The organism is Achromobacter anxifer (assembly GCF_903652925.1).
In the GTDB taxonomy this organism is placed as follows: domain Bacteria; phylum Pseudomonadota; class Gammaproteobacteria; order Burkholderiales; family Burkholderiaceae_B; genus Achromobacter; species Achromobacter anxifer.
In genome coordinates, this window is the sequence record NZ_CAHLAR010000017.1 from 45865 (window position 1) to 66826 (window position 20962).

Here is a 20962-nt window from a genome sequence, read left to right on the forward strand (position 1 = left end):
CGCCCGTTCCGTGGCGTCGGCAAAAAAAATGATGAACGCAGCACCTTCCATCCCCGAGGCCGAAATCCGGCCCGCGCCCACTTGCGGGCAATTGTTCTATGGCTTCCTGATGCTCGGCCTGACGGCCTTCGGCGGCGCGCTGCCGCTGGCGCGCCGCATGGTGGTCGAAAAGCACGGCTGGCTCAGCGGCGCCGAATTCACCGACCTGCTGGGCCTGTGCCAGTTCCTGCCCGGCGGCAACATCATCAACCTGTCGGTGGCGCTGGGCATGAAGTTCCGCGGCCCGCGCGGCGCCTTCGCGGCGCTGATGGGCCTGATCCTGGCGCCGTCCGCCATCGTGGTCATGCTGGGCATGGTGTACGACCGCTTCCAGAACGACCCGCACATCCAGCACCTGTTCGCCGGGCTGGCGGCCGCCGCCGCGGGCCTCCTGATCTCGATGGCGGTGAAGATCGGGCTGCCGGTGATCAAGCGCCGCGACTGGCTGGCCGGCGTGGTGGCCACGGCCTGTTTCATCGCCATCGCCGTGCTGCGCATTCCGCTGCTGCCCACCATGGCGGTGCTGACGCCGCTGAGCATCCTGATGGTCTGGAGGCAACGTCGATGATCCACACGCTGATCGCCCTGGCCCTGATCTTTTCCGAGCTGTCCGTGCTGGCGTTCGGCGGGGGCAACACCATCCTGCCCGAGATGCAGCGCCAGGTGGTGGAAGTGCATGGCTGGATGACGGCGGCGGATTTCTCCGCGCTGTTCGCCCTGGGCCAGGCCGCCCCGGGCCCCAACCTGATGGTGGTCACCCTGGTCGGCTGGCACGTGGCTGGCGGCCTGGGCATGCTGGTCACCACCATCGCCAAGTTCGGCCCGTCCTCCATCATCACCGTGATCGCGTTGGGGCTGTGGGAACGGTTCAAGGACCGACCGTGGCGCGGCGTGATCCAGGCGGGCATCTTCCCCATGACGGTGGGCCTGGTGGCCGCAAGCGCGGCGCTCATCACCGAAGCCTCGGCGCATACCTGGCTGCTGGGGGCCATCACCGCCGCGGTGGCGCTGCTGGGCAGCTTCACCCGCATCCACCCGCTGTGGCTGCTGTTCGGCGGCGCGCTGGTCGGTTTGCTCGGCATCGGTTAGCGTAAGGGCTCCTGCCTCGAAGGGAGCCCGATATGACCGATCCGCTCAAGGATCCCGACGCCGATCCCGACAACGTTGCCGGCCTGCCGTTCTTCCATGCGCACCGACGCCTGGTGATGTGCGGCCTGCTGTTCGCGGTGGTGGCAGGCGGCCTTTACGAGGCGGGACTGCCGCCCAGCCGCGCCGTGCTGCTGGGTTTCGACGCCGCGGCGCTGGTGTTCCTGATCCTGACCGTCTGGGCCTTCGGCAAGGCCACGCCCGCGTCCATGCGCGTGCGCGCGCAGCAGCAGGACGTGGGGCGCACCGGCGTGCTGTGGAGCAGCGTGGCGCTGTCCTGCCTGGTGATGCTGGCCTTGTGGGTGGAACTGCGCCCCGGCGCGGGGCCGGGCGGCGCGATGGGCGTGGTGGACATGCTGGCCGCCGCCGTCAGTATCGTGCTGTCGTGGCTCTACATGAACATGATTTTTGCCCTGCATTACGCGCACGGCTACTGCAGCCGCCGCAACGCCATGCACAAGGGCCTGGATTTTCCCGGCACCCAGGATCCGGACTACTGGGACTTCGCCTATTTCGCCCTGGTGCTGGGCATGACGTTCCAGGTGTCCGACGTGCAGATCGTCAACCGGCGCCTGCGGCGCACCGCGTTGATGCACAGCGTGATCGCGTTCTTCTTCAACGTCTTCATCATCGCGATCAGCGTCAACGTGGCGGCCGGCAAGATCTGAACGGCGGGGCGGGACTCAGGCCGCCGCCAGCCGCCACAGCGAGGTCGTTTCCTTCGAGCGCGCCGCGTGCAGCGGGTCGTTCGGGTCCTGGGCGCGGCCGTGCGTGGGGCGGGTGTCGATGCGCTCCACCACGCGCAAGCCGGCTGCGCTGATCATCTCCAGCAATTGCTCGCGGCTGCGCAGGCCCAGATGTTCGGCCAGGTCCGACAGGATCAGCCAGCCTTCGCCGGTGGGCGTCAGATGCGCCGCCAGCCCGTTCAGGAAACCGCGCAGCATGCGGCTGTCGGGGTCGTACACCGCATGCTCGACGGGCGAGCTGGGACGCGCCGGCAGCCACGGTGGGTTGCAGACGATCAGCGATACCCGGCCTTCGGGGAACAGATCGGTCTGCTCGACGTCGACCTGCTTGGACAGGCCTAGCCGTTCCAGGTTTTCGCGCGCGCAGGCCAGGGCGCGGGGATCCATGTCGGTGGCGATCACGCGCTTGCCGCCGCGGCGCGCCAGCACGGCGGCCAGCACGCCCGTGCCGGTGCCGATATCGAAGGCCACGCTGCCGCGCGGCATCGGCGTGCGCGCCACCAGGTCGATGTATTCGCCGCGCAGCGGCGAGAACACGCCGTAATGCGGATGGATGCGGGCGTTCAGCGCGGGAATCTCCACGCCTTTCTTGCGCCATTCGAAGGCGCCGATCAGGCCCAGCAATTCGCGCAGCGAGGCGACGTAGGGTTCGGCCGCCGGCCCGTGGGCTTCCTCGCAGGCTTGCCGCGCGTCGGGCGCGCGGCGCAGCGGAATGCCGTGGCCGGCGTCGAACGGAATCAGCAGCATGCCCAGGATGCGCGCGCGTTGCGACTGGATCTGGCGATGCTGGTTGAAGGCGTCCAGCGGGGTGTCCACCGGTTTGCGCGGCCGCTTGTCGACGCGTCGCGTGATGGCCTGTAGCAACTGCCGCGCATTCTGGAAATCGCCGCGCCACAGCAGGCCGACGCCTTCGCAGGCCTGGCGGTAGGCCATGTCCGCGGTCATGGTGTCGTCCGCGACCACCACGCGCTTGGGCGGCGCGGCGCCGGATTCTGAGCGCCAGCGGGCGGAGTGCGGGGTCTGGTTTTCTTCCCAGTGGATTTCAGGGACGGTCAACGTGTCGCTCCAGCAAGGCGGGGCGCGCGGGGCAGGGAGATCATGGGGAAGCAAAAAAGAAAGGGCGCGGGCTGCCAATGTAGCAGCTTCGCGCCCTGTCGCGGCGTCCCGTGGCGGCAGGCGCCGCCTGCCGCGATGTCCGATGACGGCCTTAGTGGAACAGCACCACCGCCTTCTGCAGGGTGATCCAGATGCCCCAGGCCAGCGGGATGCCCACGCAGGCCCAGGCGAACAGCACCAGCGCCGCCGGCGTGCGGAACGTGGACGTGCCGACCCCATGCGTTTCCGTCGAGATCGCGCGCTCATGGGCCAGCGCCTTTTCGCGCGCCAGCTCCTCGTCGTTCATGAAGTACTTGGGGTTCACGGGTCGGATCGCCAGGTTGCACAGGAAACCCAGCGCCAGCATGCCCGCCAGGATGTACATGGTGATGTCGTACACCTGGGCGCGCGGCACGCCGATGGACAGCTGGTATTCGCGGATGTAGTTCACCAGCACCGGTCCGAAGATGCCCGCCGCCGACCAGGCCGTGAGCAGCCGGCCATGGATGGCGCCCACCATCTGCGTGCCGAACAGGTCAGCCAGATAGGCCGGCACGGTGGAAAAGCCGCCGCCGTACATGGACAGGATGATGCAGAAGGCGGCCACGAACAGGGCCAGCGCGCCGATGTGCGCGGTCCACGGAATGGCCGAGTACAGCGCGAAGCCCAGCACGAAGAACACGAAGTAGGTGGTCTTGCGGCCCAGCTTGTCGGACAGGCTGGCCCAGAAGAAGCGGCCGCCGATGTTGAACAGGCTCAGCAGGCCGGTGAAGCCGGCGGCGATGGCGGCGATAGCCGCCAGCTGGTTCTTGTCCAGCTGCACGTAGCCCAGCTCGGGCTGGTTGATCAGGCCGCCGCCGAACACTTCCTGCAGCAGCGGCGAGGCCATGCCCAGGATGCCGATGCCGGCCGTGACGTTCAGGCACAGTGCCCACCACACCAGCCAGAACTGCGGCACGCCCCAGACGCGCTGCACATGGACGTGGCCCTTGGTGATCATGGCGTTGCCGGCATGCTTGGCCGGGGCGGTCCAGCCTTCGGGCTTCCAGCCGGTGGGCGGCACGCGGTAGCCCAGCGCGCCCGACATCATGAAGACGAAGTACACCGCCGCCATGGTCAGGAAGGTCTGCCAGACGCCCGGCGAGTCGGGGGTGGCGAAATGGCGCATCAGCAGGTCGGCTAGCGGCGCGCCTATCATCGCGCCGCCGCCGAAGCCCATGATGGCCATGCCCGTGGCCATGCCGCGGCGGTCCGGGAACCACTTGATCAGCGTGCTGACGGGCGATATGTAGCCCAGCCCCAGGCCGATGCCGCCGATGACGCCGGAGCCCAGCCACAGCATCCACATCTGGTGCAGGTACACGCCGATGGCCGAAATGACCAGGCCGCCGCACCAGCACAGGGCCGATACCACGCCCGCCTTGCGCGGACCGGCTCGTTCCAGCCAGCCGCCCCACAGCGCCGCCGAGCAGCCCAGCAGCACGAAGAACAGGGTGTACATCCACCCCATGGTCGAGATTTTCCAGTCGCAATTGGTGGCGAACAGCTCGGCGGCGAGGCTCATGTCCGCGGGGCAGGCCAGCGGCTTGGCGCCGCCCACCACCTTGGACAACGGCAGCCAGAACACCGAGAAGCCGTAGGCCATGCCGATGCACAGGTGGATGGCCAGGGCGGCCGGGGGGACCAGCCAGCGCGAAAATCCCGGGCCGGCTATGGTGCGTTCCTTGTCGAAAAAGCCTGGCTTCGAACCGGGCAGGTCCAGCGTCGCAGTGCTCTGCATGTTGTCTCCTCTTGGGGGGCTGCCTTATGGCGTGCGTAGTCCGGCAACCGGCCGGTTCCGCCGCTCTCTTTTTATGGTGTTCTTGGCGCCTGGCAGGCGCCGCCGCGCTAAGCCACGCGGGCGATCGGCGTGAGGCGCTGGCGGTTTTGCGTGACGGCGTCCAGCACCAGCGGGTGCAGGCGTTCCGTTCCGGCGTCGCCGTCGGGGCTTTGATCCAGGAAGCCCAGGAGCTCGTTGCGCATGCGCGGTTCCCAGAACTTGTGGATATGGTTGGCCACGCCTTCCAGCGCTTCCTGGCGGTCGGGCATGGCTTCAAAGAATTGGCCGATGCGGTTGGCCATGCGGATCAGGTTGCCGATTTCCATGCTTGGGTGAGGTCCGGTTCAGGGGATGATGCGTGATGGATGGGTGTACAGCGTGGCGTCGTCGCCGCGCAGAAAGCCCAGCAGGCTGACGTTGGCGTCATGGGCCAGGCGGATCGCCAGCGCCGTGGGCGCGGACACCGAGGCCAGCACGGCGACGCCGGCCGCCGCGGTTTTCTGCACCATTTCGAAACTGGCGCGGCTGGACACCACCACGATGCCGTCGCCCGCATGCATGGCCTGGCGCGCCAGCGCGCCGACCAGCTTGTCCAGGGCGTTGTGGCGGCCCACGTCCTCGCGCACCAGCGCCACGGCGCCGTCGGCGCCGGCCCAGCCCGCGGCGTGGGTGGCGCCGGTGATGTCGTGCAGCGCCTGGCGCGTCCGCATGTCGCGCATGGCGGCCAGTACCGCCTGGATGCGCACGGGCGAACCATTGGTGACGGGTGCCACCGGCCGCAGCACTTCCGGCAACGTTTCCACGCCGCACAGGCCGCAGCCCGTGCGTCCGGCCATGGCGCGCCGGCGCGACTTCAGCCGCACTTCACAGGCGGTGGAGATTTCCAGCTGCACCACGATGCCGTCGCATTGCGGCAGCAGGTCGATGCCGCGCACGTCGCTGACGCCGTCGATGATGCCTTCGGACAGCGCGAAGCCCACGGCGAAGTCTTCCAGGTCGGCCGGGGTGGCCAGCATGGTGGCGTGGCTGATGCCGTTGAACTCCAGCGCCACCGGCGTTTCCTCGGCCACGGAATCGGCTTCGCCGCCGGGGACGAGGGCGCCGCCCCGCACGCGGGTGACCTGGACCTGCGTGCAGTCGGGGCGGGAGGGCGGTGGCGTGGGCATGGTTGCGTCCTGGCGGTTCGGGCTGGGGGTCATTTCCCCGTCAGCGCCGCCTCGCCTTCGCGCGTGCGCTCGCGCAGCAGCTTGTGCTGGATGTCCGCGAAGCGCGACCACTGGCGTTGCCATTCCGAAGGCTGGGACACGCGCGTGACCTGCACGGCCGTGACCTTGTATTCGGGGCAGTTGGTGGCCCAGTCGGAGCTGTCCGTGGTGACCACGTTGGCGCCGGACTCGGGGAAATGGAAGGTCGTGTATACCACGCCCGGTTGCACCCTGTCGGTCAGCGTGGCCCGCAGCACGGTCTCGCCGGCGCGGCTCTGGATGCCGACCCAGTCGCCTTCCTTCACGCCGCGGTCCTCGGCGTCCTGCGGATGCAGTTCCAGCACGTCCTCGCCATGCCACATGACGTTGGGCGTGCGGCGGGTTTGCGCGCCCACGTTGTACTGCGACAGGATGCGGCCCGTGGTCAGCAGCAGCGGGAAGCGGCGCGTGCTGCGTTCGTCCGTGGGCACGTACTTGGTGATCATGAACTTGCCCTTGCCGCGCACGAATTCGTCGATGTGCATGATGGGCGTGCCGTCGGGCGCTTCTTCGTTGCAGGGCCATTGCAGGCTGCCCAGCTTGTCCAGCTTTTCGTAGCTGACGCCGGCGAACGTGGGCGTCAGGCGCGCGATCTCGTCCATGATCTCGCGCGGGTGCTTGTAGTCCATGGGATAGCCCAGCGCATTGGACAGCGCCACCGTCACTTCCCAGTCGGACTTGCCGTTCTTCGGTTCCATCACCTTGCGCACGCGCGAGATGCGGCGTTCGGCGTTGGTGAAGGTGCCGTCCTTTTCCAGGAACGAGGAGCCGGGCAGGAACACGTGGGCATACTTGGCGGTTTCGTTCAGGAACAGGTCCTGCACCACGATGCACTCCATGGCCGCGAGCGAGGCCGCCACGTGCTGGGTGTTGGGATCCGACTGCACGATGTCCTCGCCCTGGCAGTACAGGCCCTTGAACGAACCGCCCAGCGCGGCCTCGAACATGTTGGGGATGCGCAGGCCGGGTTCGGAATGCAGGGTCACGCCCCAGTCCTTTTCGAACTGGGCGCGCACCGTGTCATCGGAAATGTGGCGGTAGCCCGGCAGTTCGTGCGGGAACGAGCCCATGTCGCACGAGCCCTGCACGTTGTTCTGCCCGCGCAGCGGATTCACGCCCACGCCTTCGCGGCCGATGTTGCCGGTGGCCATGGCCAGGTTGGCGATGGCCATGACGGTGGTGGAGCCCTGGCTGTGCTCGGTCACGCCCAGGCCGTAGTAGATGGAGCCGTTGCCGCCCGTGGCATACAGGCGCGCCGCGCCGCGTACGGCCTGCGCCGGTACCCCGGTGATTTCCTCCATCGCTTCCGGCGAGTTTTCCGGCAGCGAGACGAAGTCGCGCCATTCCTTGAAGGCCTTAGCTTCGCAGCGCTCGGCCACGAAGGCGTCGTCTATCAGGTTTTCGGTGGCGATCACGTGCGCCAGCGAGGACAGCAGCGCGGTGTTGGTGCCGGGGCGCACCTGCAGGTGGAAGTCGGCCTTGATGTGCGGCGAACTCACCAGCTCGATGCGGCGCGGGTCGATCACGATCAGGCGGGCGCCCTGGCGCAGGCGGCGCTTCAGGCGCGAGGCGAACACCGGATGGCCGCTGCTGGGGTTGGCGCCCATCACGATGACCACGTCGGTGTGCATGACGGAATCGAAGGTCTGGGTGCCGGCGGATTCGCCCAGCGTCTGCTTCAGGCCGTAGCCCGTGGGCGAGTGGCAGACCCGCGCGCAGGTGTCGACGTTGTTGGTGCCGAAGGCCGCGCGCACCAGCTTCTGCACCAGCCAGGTCTCTTCGTTGGTGCAGCGCGAGGAGGTGATGCCGCCGACCGCGTCGCGGCCGTATTGGCCCTGGATGCGACGGAATTCGGAGGCCGCGTAGTTGATCGCCTCTTCCCAGGACACTTCCTTCCAGGAGTCGGTGATGTGCTTGCGGATCATGGGCTTGAGCACGCGCTCCTTGTGCGTGGCGTAGCCCCAGGCGAAGCGGCCCTTGACGCAGGAATGGCCGCGGTTGGCCTGGCCGTCCTTCCAGGGCACCATGCGCACCACTTCCTGGCCCTTCATCTCGGCCTTGAAGCCGCAGCCCACGCCGCAATAGGCGCAGGTGGTCACGACCGAATGTTCGGCCTGGCCCATCATGATGACCGTCTTTTCCTGCAGGGTGGAGGTCGGACAGGCCTGCACGCAGGCACCGCAGGACACGCATTCGCTGTCCAGGAAGGGCTGGTCCTGGCCCGGCGACACGCGCGATTCGAAGCCCTTGCCGGAGATCGTCAGGGCGAAGGTGCCCTGGGTTTCCTCGCAGGCGCGCACGCAGCGGTTGCAGACGATGCACTTGGACGCGTCGTAGGTGAAGTACGGATTGGACTCGTCCTTTTCGCTCTTCAGGTGGTTGGCGCCGTCATAGCCATAGCGCACGTTGCGCAGGCCCACCACGCCGGCCATGTCCTGCAGCTCGCAGTCGCCGTTGGCAGGGCAGGTCAGGCAGTCCAGCGGGTGGTCGGAGATGTACAGCTCCATCACGCCGCGCCGCAGATCGTGCAGCTTGGGCGTTTCGGTGTAGACCACCATGCCGTTCTCGGCGGGGGTGGTGCATGAAGCCGGATAGCCGCGGCGGCCTTCGATCTGCACCAGGCACAGCCGGCACGAGCCGAAGGGCTCCAGGCTGTCGGTGGCGCAGAGCTTGGGGATGTTGATGCCGGCCTCGGCGGCCGCGCGCATCAGCGAGGTGCCTTCGGGCACCGTGATTTCCTGGCCATCTATGGTCAGGGTGACGGTTACGGCGGACTCGCGCGCCGGCGTGCCCAGGTCGCGATCGCGCTTGATGACGGTTTCTAGCATGTCGGTCTCGGGTTCAGGCCGCGTGCGCGGCAGACTGGGAGGACTCGATGCCGAAGTCCTGCGGAAAATGGTTCAACGCCGACAGCACCGGGTAGGGCGCCATGCCCCCCAGGGCACACAGCGAACCGCCCAGCATCGTGTCGCACAGGTCGCGCAGCAGATGCACCTGCTGCTCGTGGCCAGGGCCGCCCGCGACAATCTTGTCTATGGTTTCCACGCCGCGGGTGGAGCCGATGCGGCAAGGCGTGCACTTGCCGCAGGACTCGATGGCGCAGAATTCCATCGCGTAGCGAGCCATGCGCGCCATGTCGACGGTGTCGTCGAAGGCCACCAGGCCGCCGTGGCCGACCATGGCGGAGATCTGGATGTAGGCCTCGTAGTCGAGCGGCACGTCCCATTGCGATTCGGGCAGGTAGGCGCCCAGCGGGCCGCCCACCTGCACCGCGCGCAGCGGCCGCCCGGAGGCGCTGCCGCCGCCGAAGCCGTACAGCAGGTCGCGCAGGCTCAGGCCGAAGGCTTTCTCGACCAGCCCGCCGTGCTTCAGGTTGCCGGCCAGCTGGAACGGCAGCGTGCCGTGCGAGCGGCCCACGCCATAGTCGCGGTAATAGGCCGCGCCCTTGGCCAGGATGATGGGCACGGTGGCCAGCGAAATCACGTTGTTGATCACCGTGGGCTTGCCGAACAGGCCCGAGATCGCGGGCAGCGGCGGCTTGGCGCGAACCACGCCGCGCTTGCCCTCGATGCTTTCCAGCAACGAGGTTTCCTCGCCGCAGATATAGGCGCCCGCGCCCTTGCGCACTTCCAGGTCGAAGCGGCGGCCGCTGCCGTGCACGTCGTCGCCCAGCCAGCCCACGCTGCGGGCCCGCGCGATGGCGGCTTCCAGCGTCTCGATGGCTTGCGGATACTCGGAACGCACGTAGATGTAGCCGTAGGTCGCGCCCACTGCCAGGCCGGCGATGGTCATGCCTTCGATCAGCACATAGGGGTCGCCTTCCATCAGCAGACGGTCGGCGAAGGTGCCGGAGTCGCCTTCGTCGGCGTTGCAGACGATGTATTTCTGGTCGCCGGGCGTGCCGGCCACTGTCTTCCATTTAATTCCGGTCGGAAACGCCGCGCCGCCACGGCCGCGCAGGCCCGAGGCCACCATCTCGTCGATGATCTGGCCCGGCTCCATGGCCAGGGCGCGTTGCAGCCCCTGCAGGCCGCCGTGCGCGGCGTAGTCCTGCAGCGACAGCGGGTCGGTCACGCCGACGCGGGCGAAGGTCAGGCGTTCCTGGTGCTTCAGGTAGGGGATTTCCTCGGTCAGGCCCAGGCGCAGCGGGTGCTCGCCGCCCGTCAGCCAGCCGGCCTCGAACAGGGCGGCCACGTCCTCGGGCTGCACCGGACCGTAGGCGATGCGGCCTTCCGGCGTAGCGATCTCGACCAGCGGTTCCAGCCACAGCAGGCCGCGCGACCCGTTGCGCACGATCTGCACCGACAGGCCGCGGGCCTCGGCCGCGAGTTCGATGTCGCGCGCGACCCTGTCGGCGTCCATGGCCAGCGCCGCAGCGTCGCGCGGCACGTAGATGACGATGGGGGCGCTCATGATTGGGCCTCCACCGTGCGGGCCAGCAGCCGGTCGAGTTTTTCCGGCGTGACGCGGGCATGGGGCCGGCCGTCGATCATCACCGCCGGCGATTGGGCGCACAGGCCCAGGCAGTAGACCGGCTCCAGGGTGAAGTCGCCGTTCTTGCTGCTGGCATGGAAGTCGCAGCCTAGCGCAGTGCGCGCATGGGCGGCCAGGTGCTCGCCGCCCATGGCCTGGCAGGCTTCGGCGCGGCAGACCTCCAGGGTGTGGCGCGCCGCCGGTTCGCTGCGGAAATGGGGGTAGAAGGTGATGACGCCGTGGACTTCGGCGCGGGACAGGTTCAGGGCCTCGGCGATGGTCTGCACCGCCGGGGCCGGAATACAGCCCAGTTCATGCTGGACGGCATGCAGCACAGGCAGCAGCGGGCCGGGCTGGTCTTTCAGCCGGGCGAGTATGCGGGCGGTGGCCGCAATGGCCGGGGTGGGGGACGCCTGGGCCGCGTCCAGGGCCATCTGGCCGCCGCGGGCGCCGCCGCTGGACGCCAGATCGGATGTTGCCTCGCGCTGGTGCACGTCGGTCTCCTCCTGTGTTGCTGTTGTGCTGGGCCGGTCTTTGTCTGGATTTATATGTTTTAAAAAGCATATAAAAACCCGCCGGCGGCGTTATTTGTGTACTCTAACGGGGTAAGCGACCCTCTTCAATAAGAAATAAATGACATATAAGTTCCGTATCGGCCTGCGGCCGCAATGGACCCTGGGCGGAGACGACGACCCCGCGCCCGTGCCGCTGCAGGACATGCTGGCTCTGCTTGCCGCCATCGACGCCACGGGCAACATCGCCGGTGCCTGCCGCGCCTGCGGGCTGTCGTACCGGCACGCCTGGGGCGTGCTGCGCCGTTTCGAGGCCATCTTCGGCGCGCAATTGCTCATCACCAACCGCCGCCAGGGCACGCAGCTGGCGCCTTTTGCCCAGCGCCTGCTGTGGGCCAACCGCCGCATCGAGGCGCGCCTGATGCCGACGCTGGACAGCATGGCCTCGGAACTGCAGGAAGAACTGGAGCGTCTGCTGCCCGAAAGCGGCCCGCATCTGCGGCTGCACGCCAGCCATGGTTTCGCGGTGGAATCGCTGATGCAGCACATGGGCAACCGCAAGCCGGGCCTGGAGCTGCGCTACCGCACCGCCATCGAGGCGCTGGCCTCGCTGGAGCGGCACGAGTGCGACCTGGCGGGCTTTCAAGTGCCGCTGGGCGACTTCGAGGCGCCCATCATGGAACGTTACGCGCAATGGCTGCACGCGGACGAGTACATGCTCATCCACTTGGCGGTGCGCAACGCCGGCTTGTTCGTCACCGCCGGCAATCCCAAGCGGATCCAGGGCATGGCCGACCTGGCGCGCCCCGACGTGCGCTTCGTCAACCGCCAGATCGGTTCCAGCACACGCTACCTGGTGGGCCTGATGCTGGAGCGCGCGGGGGTCTCGATCGGCGATGTGCAAGGCTACGAAACCAATGAATTCACCCACATGGCCATCGCCGCGCATATCGCCAGCGGCATGGCCGATACGGGTGTGGGGGTGGAGACGGCGGCCTCCCGCTTCGGACTGGACTTCATTCCGCTGGTGCGCGAGCGCTATTTCTTCGCCATCCGCAAGTCGTCGCTCGAAACGCCCGCCATGCGCGATCTGCTGTCCATCATGCGCAGCCCCGACTATGTCGGCTACGTTAGCCAGCTGGCGGGCTACGACACCCGCGACACCGGGCGGCTGCAGTCGCTGGCGGAGGCCTTTCCATGAGCGCCAAAGCCGATGCGCCGGGATATGATGCTCCCATGAGCAAAGTGATTTTCCTTGCCGATCGCCGCAGCGGCCCGCTGGCCCCGCTGGCGCCTGGCGAACTGCCGCAGCCCGGACAGCCCGCGCTGGACCAGCGCGCGCGGCCCCTGCGCGACCTGCGGATCTCGGTCACCGACCGCTGCAACTTCCGCTGCACCTACTGCATGCCGCGCGAAGTCTTCGATAGCAGCTACACCTTCATGCCGCATTCGGCGCTGCTGTCGTTCGAGGAAATCAGCCGCCTGGCGGGGATATTCACGCAGCTGGGCGTCGAGAAGATCCGCCTGACCGGCGGCGAACCGCTGCTGCGCAAGCACATCGAAAATCTGGTGACCCAGCTGGCGGAACTGCGCACGCCCGCCGGCCGGCCGCTGGACCTGACCCTGACCACCAACGGCAGCATGCTGGCGCGCAAGGCCGCGGCCCTCAAGAGCGCCGGGCTCACGCGCGTCACCGTCAGCCTGGACGCGCTGGACCCGGCCATGTTCCAGGGCATGAGCGACAGCGGTTTCACGCCCGACGACGTGCTGCGCGGCGTCGACGCCGCGGCCGAGGCCGGCCTGGCGCCGGTCAAGGTCAACATGGTGGTGCGGCGCGGCCTGAACGACGGGCAGATCCTGCCCATGGCCGAGCGCTTCCGGAATTCCGGCCATATCCTGCGCTTCATCGAATACATGGACGTGGGCAACACCAACGGCTGGAATCTGGCCGAGGTGGTGCCCAGCCAGGAAGTGCTGGACCGTATTAGTGCGGTCTATCCGCTGGAGCCGGTGGCCAGCGGCGACATGGGCCGCGTGGCCGAACGCTGGCGCTATGTGGATGGCGGCGGCGAGGTCGGCGTCATTTCCAGCGTCACGCACGCCTTCTGCGGCGGCTGTACGCGCGCGCGCCTGTCGCCGGAAGGCAAGCTCTTCCTGTGCCTGTTCGCGCATGACGGCTACGACCTGCGCGCGCCGCTGCGCGACGGAGCCAGCGATGCCGAGCTCGCCGGCATCATCGCGGGCATCTGGGCGGGACGCGGCGACAACTATTCCGAACTGCGTGGCCGCAACATGGCCGATCCGGCACGCAAGATCGAGATGAGCTACATCGGTGGCTGAAGCGCCCGTCCGCGCCGGCATCGCCGGCCTGATCCTGGCCGGCGGCCAGGGCATGCGCATGAACCAGCAGGACAAAGGCCTGGTGACGCTGGGCGGCGAACCCATGGTGGCGCACGTCGCGCGCCGCCTGGCGCCGCAGGTGTCGCGCCTGATCGTCAGCGCCAACCGTCACCTGGATGTCTATGCCCGCTACGGCGAGGTGGTGCAGGACGGAGAGACTGAACTGGGCGCCTGGCAAGGGCCGCTGCTGGGCATCGCCGCGGGCCTGGCGGCGGCGCGGGGGCATGCCTGGATGGTGGTGGCGCCTTGCGACACGCCATTCCTGCCCGCCGACCTGGCCGCCAGGCTGATCGGCGCGGCCGAAGCCACCGGGGCGCCGCTGGCCTATGTAGTGGCGGGCGGACAGCGGCATTCGGCCTGCATGGCCTTGCGCACTTCGCTGTTGTCCGATCTGCTTGAGTACCTGCGGGGCGGCGACCGCAAGGTCGGGTTGTGGCAGGCGAGGGCGGGCGCGGTCGAAGCCCGCTTCGACGACGCGCCCGATGCCTTCATGAACGTCAATACGCCAGAAGAACTGGCGGCGGCTGAGCGCTACGCCAGCCAGTGACGCAGGTCGTAATAGGCGACCCGGTCCTTGTCCTGTACCCGCACTTCGGCCGGCAGGCGCGCCAGGCCGGTAGCCCATGGCAACGAGCTGATCACGCCCGAACCCTGATGGCCGTAAGGCACGAGCTCCGCGCTGCCGTCGTCCGCCAGGCGGCGCTGCACGCGCAGGAATTCCTCGCGGCTGTCCTGGCGCGGGTGTTCGGTGCGCAGCGGCAGTTGGCTGAGCGGCGGGAACAGCGTGTCGCGGCCCTGCATGCGGCGGATCAGCGGCGTCACCAGCAGGGTGAACACGGCGTAGGCAGACACGGGATTGCCAGGCAGGCCGACCACGGGCTTGCCGTCGATCTGCGCCAGCGCCACCGGCTTGCCCGGCTTCATGCGCACCTTCCATAGTGACAGTTCGCCGCCCAGTGAGGCCAGCGCGGGCTTGACCAGGTCGCGTTCGCCCACCGACACGCCGCCCACGCTCAGCACCAGGTCGCAATCGGCCAGCAGCGTCTTGAAGGCGGCCTGCAGGTCGGCCTCGGTATCGCGGGCATGCAGCACGTGCACGGGCAGGGCGCCCATGCCGCGCGCCAGCGCGGCCAGCATCGGTCCGTTGGAGTTGTAGATCTGCTCGGTGGCGCGCGGCCGGCCGGGCAGGACCAGTTCATCTCCCGTGGTCAGGATACCCACGCGCAGCTGGCCGACGACGCGCACGCTGGCCAGGCCTTGAGAAGCGATCAATGCCACGTGGGCCGCTTCCAGCACGGTGCCGGCGGCTAGCAGCGGCGCGCCGGCCATGGTGTCCTCGCCGCGGCGGCGGATGTGCTGACCAGGCGCGGGGGCGCGCGAGATCTCCACGTGGCCGTCGGCTTCGGTGGTGTCTTCCTGCATCACCACCGTATCGGCGCCTTCCGGAATCAGGCTGCCGGTGAACAGGCGGATGGCCTGGCCCGGCTTGAGCGGTTCGGGCATTTCGCCCGCGTAGCAGCGCTGCTGGACGGGCAGGTGCACGCCGGCGCCCCAGTCGGCGACGCGCAGGGCGTAGCCGTCCATGGCGCTGTTGTCGGCGGGCGGGATGTCCACGGTGGCGGTCAGATCGGCGGCCAGCACGCGGCCGGCGGCCTCGGCCAGGCTCACTTCTTCGCTGCGTTGCAGCGGACCCGCGGCATTGGCCAGCAGGGTCTGGGCTTGGTCAAAATCCAGCATGGGTCAGTTGTCTTCTTCGCGTTGCTTGAATTGGGTGGCGAAATTGCAGGGACGCTGGCTGCTGTCCAGCTGTTCGCGGATGATCTTCGCCCAGGCGGTCTCGCAGGCGTTGTTGGAGCCGGGCAGGCAGAAGATCAGCGTCTGGTTGGCCGAGCCGGCGAAGGCGCGCGACTGGATGGTGGAGCTGCCGATCTCGGTGTACGAAATCTGGCGGAACAGTTCGCCGAAGCCGGGGATCTCGCGGTCCAACAGCGGCCGAATGGCCTCCGGCGTGTGGTCGCGATGCGAGAAGCCCGTGCCGCCCGTGGTCAGGATGATCTGGACCTCGGGGTCGGCGATCCAGTCGCTGATGACGCGGCGGATCTGGTAGATGTCGTCCTTGACGATGTCGCGGCGCACGCACTGGTGGCCCGCATGCGCCAGGCTGTGGGCCAGCAGATTGCCGGAGGTGTCGTCGCCCGCGCTGCGGGTGTCGCTGACCGTCAGTACGGCGCAGGCCAGCGAAACAAGGCTTTCGTCGCTCATGGATTCTCCTCTTCTAGGCGGTGGTGTCTTCATCCCAGGACTGCGTGCGGTCCTGGTCGGATTGGCGTTGCTCCACCCAGAAGCTGCTGCCGCCCGCCAGGGTTTCGCGCTTCCAGAAGGGCGCGCGGGTCTTGAGCGCGTCGATGATGTATTCGCAGCCGCGGAAGGCGTCGCCGCGGTGGGCGCTGGCGGCGGCCACGAACACGATCTGGGCATTGCGCGGCAACGCGCCCACCCGGTGCACGATGACCGTGCCGTCCAGGTTCCAGCGGGCGCGGGCGGTCGCGGCGATTTCCTCCAGCTCGCGTTCGCACATGCCCGGGTAGTGTTCGAGAAAGAGCGTGTCGGTGGGCGTGTCGGGCGCGTAGTCGCGCACATAGCCCACGAAGGTGACGATGCCGCCCACGCCCGGGCCGGCGCTCTCACGCAGCGCGGCCGTGAGCGCGGCGCCGTCGAAATCGGCTTCCTGGACGCTGATCATGGCGTTCAACCTCCGGTGACGGGTTCGAATACCGCGACCTCGTCGCCCGCCCGGATGGGCGCGGACGGCTTGGAGTGGGTCTGGTTGATGGCCAGCTTCAGGCGCGCGGAGGGCGCCAGCTGGGGATAGCGTTCGCCCAGCGCGGCAAGCAGCTGCGCGCCGGTGGACTCGCCTTCCAGGGGCCAGGCTTCGGAGCGCTTGCCGACCAGTTCGGCCACGCGCGCGAAGTAGAGAAGATTAATCGTTGCGCCATTCACCGCTTTTTCCTCCTGCCTTGTACTTAAGGCGAACTTGCTCGATGACGATGCCCTTGTCGGCAGCCTTGCACATGTCGTAGATGGTCAGCGCGGCGACGCTGCAGGCCATCATCGCTTCCATTTCCACGCCGGTCTTGTAGCTGGTGCGGCAGGTGGCCAGCACGTCGATGCGATGCTCGGCGTCGTCCAGCGCGAACTCGACGCCGACGAAGGCCAGCGGCAGGCTGTGGCACAGCGGGATGGTGTCGGCGCAGCGCTTGGCTGCCAGGATGGCGGCGACGCGGGCGGTATTGAGGACCTCGCCCTTGCCCTGGCCCGGCTGGGTCAGGAGGCCATAGGCGACGGCGTTCATGCGCACGCTGGCGGTGGCGATGGCCACGCGTTCGGTGTCCGTCTTGGCGATGACGTCGACCATGCGGACCTGTCCGGCTTCATCCAGGTGGCTCAAGGTGGGGGCGGGCGTGGACATGGGAATCGGGAGCGATAATTGTTAATGATTGAAAAGGGCGGTCCCGGCTGGCCGGGTTGGGGCCGCTGATACGCCTATGATAGACGAGCGGTGCAGGGGGCGCGATAATCGCGCCTGTAGTCATTAGAAGGACGGAAACGCAAGTCCTTCACACGTATCAGGAGACGCGCAATGCCCTTGCGGATGCCCAAGCTTCGGTTAACCCGCCGGGTCGGCAAGATTCTTCTGGGTATCGTGGCATTCGTACTTATCCTTTTCGGGGTTGCCGCCTGGCAAGTCCCCAAAGTGCTGCACAACGTCCTGGTGCAGGACGTCTCCAAGATGATCGGGCGGGAAGTCTCCGTCGGCGACATCAGCTTCAATCCCTTCACGCTGACCGTCCGGGCGCGAGACTTGGCCGTGGCCCAGCCCGATTCGCAGACGCCGCTGCTGAAGCTGGCCGAGCTGGACGTCAGCGCGGCCTGGAGTTCCCTCTTCTGGTTTGCGCCGGTCGTGGACCGACTGACGCTGCGCGAGCCTAACATCGCCATCGTCCGCGAGGACGTCACGCGCTTCAATTTCTCTGATATTCAGCAACGAGTGGCCGAATTGTCGGCTGCCCAGCCCGAGGAACCGCCCAAGAAGCCCGACGAGGGGCTGCCGCGCTTCTCGCTGAACAACATGGTGATCGAGAACGGCACCATCACCCTGGACGACAAGGTCACCGGCCGCAAGCAGGTGGTGGACGAGCTGGGCGTGGGCGTGCCGTTCATCTCCACCTTCGGCTATGCCACCGACATCGACGTGCAGCCGCGCGTGCACCTGCGCATCAACGGCAGTCCCTTCGACCTGAACGGCGTGGCCCGGCCCTTCGACGTGGTGCCGTCGTCCACGCTGCGCGTGGCCTTCAACGGCCTGCAACTGGAAAAATGGGCGGACGTCTGGCCCATGCCGCTGCCCTTCAAGGTCGAGAGCGCGCTGCTGGATTCGAACCTGCAGGTCGTGTTCGAGCAGCCCAAGGACGCGCCACCCAAGATCCGGGTGGTGGGCGACCTGGGCCTGCGCCGGCTGGACCTGCGCGACACCACGGGCGAGAACCTCGCCGCCTGGAGCGCGCTGACCGTTACCCGCCTGGAACTGGAGCCCATCGCGCGCCACGTCTACGTGGGCGAAGTCGGCCTGTGGGCGCCGCAGATCCACGTGCGGCGCTACGCCAATGAACACCTGAACTGGCTGGACGTGGTGGCCGGGCTGAAGCGCCTGGGTGGTGTCGAACCGACCGCCACGCCCGTCGCCGACAAGCTGCGCAAGGCCAGCGGGCTCGATCCTGCCGCCAAGGCGGGGGACAAGACCGTTGCGGCTGCGGCGGCGCCGGGGGCTGCGGCCAAGGCGGCGGCGCCAGCAGCGGGCAAGGCGGCTGCGCCTGCGGCGACGAACGCGGCAGGCAAGGCAACAGCTGCCGAGTCTGCGTCCGCAGCAGCGAACGCAACAGGCAAGGCCGCGGCGTCCGCAGTGGCGGATGCAGCAGACAAGACGTCTACGCCTGCGCCCGTAGCGGCGAATGCAAGCGCGAGCGCGGAATCCGGCGCCAAGGCCGCCGCGCCGGCCGCAGGCCCTGCAACGGGCGCCGCTCCTGCCGCTTCGGCTTCCTCCGCCGCGCCGGCCACGTCATCCGCCGCAACGCCCGCGCCCCGCGCCGCTCCTGCCGGCACCGCTCCCGCGGCCCCCGCGACCGCCGACGCCGCACCCAAGCCCGAGGCGGCTCCCACGGAATGGAAGGTCGAGCTGGATGCCTTCAACCTGCACGAAGGCGAGGTCTACGTCACGGACGCGGTCAGCAAGCTGGACTATGTGATGACCGGCCTGGCCGCTACGGTAGAGGGCGTGGCTCTGCCGCAGGTGCCGGACCAGCCCATCAATCTGTGGCTGACCATGGACAACAGCACCGACGGCGGCTGGCTGCGCGCCAAGGGGCCGCTGGTCATACAGCCCTTGTCGCTGGAACTGGGCGTGCGTCTGGGCAATATCGCGCTGGCGCCGCTGGCACCGGCCGTGCGCAATGCCTCGCCGATGACGCTGCTGGACGGCCGCCTGGCCGCGGATGCGCAGATCCATGTGAAGGAAAAGAATGGCGCGGTGGACGCGTCGGCGACGGCCGTGCAGGCCGACCTGACGCAATTCAAGGCCCGCGACGAATCCCTCAAGCCCGCCCTGGACATCGCGCTGCAAAGCCTGCATGTGACCGCGGACCGCCTTGCCATGGGACCCGGCCAGAGCAACTTCACCCTGGCGGCGGCCGGCATCCAGGGCAACGGCAAGCTGGACCTGAAGGGGGCCTTCACGCCCCAGCCGCTGACGCTGAAAACCTCGGTGGATCTGTCCGAACTGAACGTCGCGTCCTTCGCGCCGTACGCGGCCTCCAGCCTGAATGCCACGGTGCGCGCCATCACGCTGGGCGCCAAGGGCAACGCGGAGTTCGCGGCGGCGGCCGGTTCGGCGCCGATGAAGGCCAGTTGGAAGGGCGGAGTCGAAGTCACGGGCGTGGACCTGCAAGACCGCGTCAACAACGACGACTTCCTCAACTGGAAGCGCCTGGGCTTCACCGGCATGGACATCTCGGTGGCGGGCGACAAGATCGGCGCCAAGCTGGGCGACATCGCGCTGGAGGACTTCTACGGCCGCGTGCTGCTCAATGCGCAGGGCCGCCTGAACGTCATGGACCTTGTGGCGGCGCCCGGCCAGGCCGGTGGCTCCATCACCCAGGATACGCAGACGCCCGGCCGCAGCGCCGCGCCGGCGCCGGCGGCGGCTCCGGGCAAGGCGTCCGCCATGCCGGACATCTCGGTCAACAGCGTCACCCTGACGCGCGGCCGCATGACTTTCACGGACCGCTTCGTCAAGCCCAACTACGTGGCCGAGCTGTCCAGCGTCGAAGGCTCGATCACGGCGGTGTCGTCCACCAACCCGCAGCCCGCCAAGGTCAAGGTCACCGGCCGGGTCTACACCACTGCGCCGCTGTCTATCAGCGGCGTGGTGCAGCCTTTCGCCAAGTACCTGTCACTGGACTTGAAGGCCTCGGCCAAGGGCGTGGACCTGCCGCGCTTCAATACCTATTCCGCCAAGTACGTGGGCTATCCCATCAAGCGCGGCAAGCTGTCGGTGGACCTGGAATACAAGATCAAGGACCGCGCGCTGCAGGCCACCAACCACGTGGTGCTGAACCAGCTGACCTTCGGCGACAAGACCAACAGCCCCGACGCGACCAAGCTGCCGGTGCTGTTGGCCGTGGCCCTGCTGAAGGATTCGCGCGGCAACATCGACATCAACCTGCCGATTTCGGGCTCGCTGGACGATCCGGAGTTCTCGGTGGGCGGCATCGTGGTGCGGGTGCTGATGAACCTGGTGGTCAAGGCCGTCACCTCGCCCTTCAGCCTGCTGGCCTCGGCCTTCGGCGGCGGCGAGGAGCTGTCCTACGTGGAGTTCGCGCCCGGCAGCGCCGCGCTGACCGAGGACAGCCAGCAGCGCATCGACACGCTGATCAAGGCGCTGGTCGACCGTCCGGCCCTGAAGATGGATATCAGCGGCCGCGCCGATCCCAAGACCGACGTGGAAGGCCTGCGCCAGGCCTGGGTCGACGCCAAGATCCGCGCCGCCAAGGCTGCCGCCACCACGCCGCACGGCAAGAAGCCGAATCCCGCGGGCGTCGAGGTATCGGGCGCCGAGCGCGCCAAGTACCTGGAAGAGGTCTACGACGACACGGACCTCAAGGACAAGCCGCGCAATTTCATCGGCATGGCCAAGTCCGTGCCGCCCGAGCAGATGGAGGAGATGCTGCGCGCCGCGGCGCCGGTCGGCGATGAGCAATTGCGCCAACTGGCCGATGCGCGCGCGCAGGCGGTTTATGAGAAGCTGCAAGCCCAGGAAGGACTCGCGGATCGCGTGTTCATCGTTGCGCCGCAACTGGACACGGATGGCATCAAGGATGAGGGGCTGCCCTCGCGCGTGGACTTCTCCCTGAAGTAAACCAGGCTGGTCCTTTT

At 68.0% G+C, this 20962-nt stretch carries 19 protein-coding genes; 7 read left to right on the forward strand and 12 right to left on the reverse strand.

All coding sequences use genetic code 11. From position 1 onward, the window contains the following. Nucleotides 1–31 precede the first annotated feature (31 nt). From HWY37_RS32160 to HWY37_RS32170, 3 genes are read left to right on the forward strand one after another with little or no spacing between them, the layout of a single operon-like run. Entirely contained in the window at nucleotides 32–607 is a 576-nt protein-coding gene (locus tag HWY37_RS32160) for a chromate transporter (protein WP_175210798.1), read from the forward strand. Further along, nucleotides 604–1128, forward strand: a complete 525-nt coding sequence (locus HWY37_RS32165) for a chromate transporter (protein WP_175210782.1) — start codon at nucleotides 604–606, stop codon at nucleotides 1126–1128. Before HWY37_RS32160 ends, HWY37_RS32165 begins: the two co-directional genes overlap by 4 nt. Nucleotides 1129–1160: 32 nt before the next feature. After that, nucleotides 1161–1853: a DUF1345 domain-containing protein gene (locus HWY37_RS32170; RefSeq protein WP_176090692.1), complete on the forward strand. Its 693-nt coding sequence runs from the start codon at nucleotides 1161–1163 to the stop codon at nucleotides 1851–1853. 15 nt (nucleotides 1854–1868) lie between these two features. Here HWY37_RS32170 and HWY37_RS32175 read toward each other — a convergent pair whose 3' ends face one another. The 7 genes from HWY37_RS32175 to HWY37_RS32205 form a co-directional block, all read right to left on the reverse strand. Further along, entirely contained in the window at nucleotides 1869–2987 is a 1119-nt protein-coding gene (locus tag HWY37_RS32175) for a methyltransferase (RefSeq protein WP_176090693.1), read from the reverse strand. Between the two features lie 151 nt (nucleotides 2988–3138). Next, nucleotides 3139–4806 carry an OFA family MFS transporter gene (locus HWY37_RS32180; protein WP_176090694.1) on the reverse strand — a complete coding sequence of 556 codons (1668 nt, stop codon included), beginning with the start codon at nucleotides 4804–4806 and terminating at the stop codon, nucleotides 3139–3141. A 107-nt stretch (nucleotides 4807–4913) separates the two neighbouring features. Continuing rightward, nucleotides 4914–5171: a formate dehydrogenase subunit delta gene (locus HWY37_RS32185; protein ID WP_176090695.1), complete on the reverse strand. Its 258-nt coding sequence runs from the start codon at nucleotides 5169–5171 to the stop codon at nucleotides 4914–4916. An 18-nt stretch (nucleotides 5172–5189) separates the two neighbouring features. Continuing rightward, nucleotides 5190–6011, reverse strand: a complete 822-nt coding sequence (gene fdhD, locus HWY37_RS32190) for a formate dehydrogenase accessory sulfurtransferase FdhD (protein WP_176090696.1) — start codon at nucleotides 6009–6011, stop codon at nucleotides 5190–5192. Between the two features lie 29 nt (nucleotides 6012–6040). Further along, nucleotides 6041–8917, reverse strand: coding sequence for a formate dehydrogenase subunit alpha (gene fdhF / locus HWY37_RS32195; RefSeq protein ID WP_176090697.1), 2877 nt, complete (start codon nucleotides 8915–8917; stop codon nucleotides 6041–6043). A 13-nt stretch (nucleotides 8918–8930) separates the two neighbouring features. Beyond that, nucleotides 8931–10502 carry a formate dehydrogenase beta subunit gene (locus HWY37_RS32200; RefSeq protein ID WP_176090698.1) on the reverse strand — a complete coding sequence of 524 codons (1572 nt, stop codon included), beginning with the start codon at nucleotides 10500–10502 and terminating at the stop codon, nucleotides 8931–8933. Beyond that, complete coding sequence (locus HWY37_RS32205; RefSeq protein WP_175210767.1) at nucleotides 10499–11056, reverse strand: formate dehydrogenase subunit gamma; 558 nt, start codon at nucleotides 11054–11056, stop codon at nucleotides 10499–10501. Before HWY37_RS32205 ends, HWY37_RS32200 begins: the two co-directional genes overlap by 4 nt. A gap of 139 nt (nucleotides 11057–11195) precedes the next feature. On the opposite strand from HWY37_RS32205, the gene HWY37_RS32210 reads away from it, so the two are divergent. The 3 genes from HWY37_RS32210 to mobA are packed head-to-tail and all read left to right on the forward strand — an operon-like array spanning nucleotide 11196 to nucleotide 14021. Then, complete coding sequence (locus tag HWY37_RS32210) at nucleotides 11196–12275, forward strand: substrate-binding domain-containing protein (RefSeq protein ID WP_176090699.1); 1080 nt, start codon at nucleotides 11196–11198, stop codon at nucleotides 12273–12275. 35 nt (nucleotides 12276–12310) lie between these two features. After that, entirely contained in the window at nucleotides 12311–13414 is a 1104-nt protein-coding gene (moaA, locus tag HWY37_RS32215) for a GTP 3',8-cyclase MoaA (RefSeq protein ID WP_175210765.1), read from the forward strand. Further along, on the forward strand, nucleotides 13407–14021 hold the full coding sequence (gene mobA, locus HWY37_RS32220) for a molybdenum cofactor guanylyltransferase MobA (protein WP_175210764.1): 615 nt from the start codon (nucleotides 13407–13409) through the stop codon (nucleotides 14019–14021). Before moaA ends, mobA begins: the two co-directional genes overlap by 8 nt. Here the strand turns inward: mobA and HWY37_RS32225 are convergent. The 5 genes from HWY37_RS32225 to moaC are packed head-to-tail and all read right to left on the reverse strand — an operon-like array spanning nucleotide 14006 to nucleotide 16943. Next, nucleotides 14006–15211 carry a molybdopterin molybdotransferase MoeA gene (locus HWY37_RS32225; RefSeq protein ID WP_175210763.1) on the reverse strand — a complete coding sequence of 402 codons (1206 nt, stop codon included), beginning with the start codon at nucleotides 15209–15211 and terminating at the stop codon, nucleotides 14006–14008. The two genes, mobA and HWY37_RS32225, sit on opposite strands and share 16 nt — an antisense overlap. A gap of 3 nt (nucleotides 15212–15214) precedes the next feature. Further along, a complete protein-coding gene (gene moaB, locus HWY37_RS32230) occupies nucleotides 15215–15736 on the reverse strand; it encodes a molybdenum cofactor biosynthesis protein B (RefSeq protein ID WP_175210762.1) in 522 nt (173 codons plus the stop codon). 13 nt (nucleotides 15737–15749) lie between these two features. Further along, nucleotides 15750–16217: a molybdenum cofactor biosynthesis protein MoaE gene (locus HWY37_RS32235; protein ID WP_176090700.1), complete on the reverse strand. Its 468-nt coding sequence runs from the start codon at nucleotides 16215–16217 to the stop codon at nucleotides 15750–15752. A 5-nt stretch (nucleotides 16218–16222) separates the two neighbouring features. Further along, the gene (locus HWY37_RS32240) at nucleotides 16223–16474 is read right to left on the reverse strand and encodes a MoaD/ThiS family protein (RefSeq protein WP_054451574.1); all 252 of its coding nucleotides are present in this window, start codon (nucleotides 16472–16474) and stop codon (nucleotides 16223–16225) included. After that, complete coding sequence (gene moaC, locus HWY37_RS32245) at nucleotides 16455–16943, reverse strand: cyclic pyranopterin monophosphate synthase MoaC (protein WP_175210760.1); 489 nt, start codon at nucleotides 16941–16943, stop codon at nucleotides 16455–16457. Before moaC ends, HWY37_RS32240 begins: the two co-directional genes overlap by 20 nt. Before the next feature lie 171 nt (nucleotides 16944–17114). On the opposite strand from moaC, the gene HWY37_RS32250 reads away from it, so the two are divergent. After that, a complete protein-coding gene (locus tag HWY37_RS32250; RefSeq protein ID WP_176090701.1) occupies nucleotides 17115–20945 on the forward strand; it encodes a DUF748 domain-containing protein in 3831 nt (1276 codons plus the stop codon). Nucleotides 20946–20962: the final 17 nt, after the last annotated feature.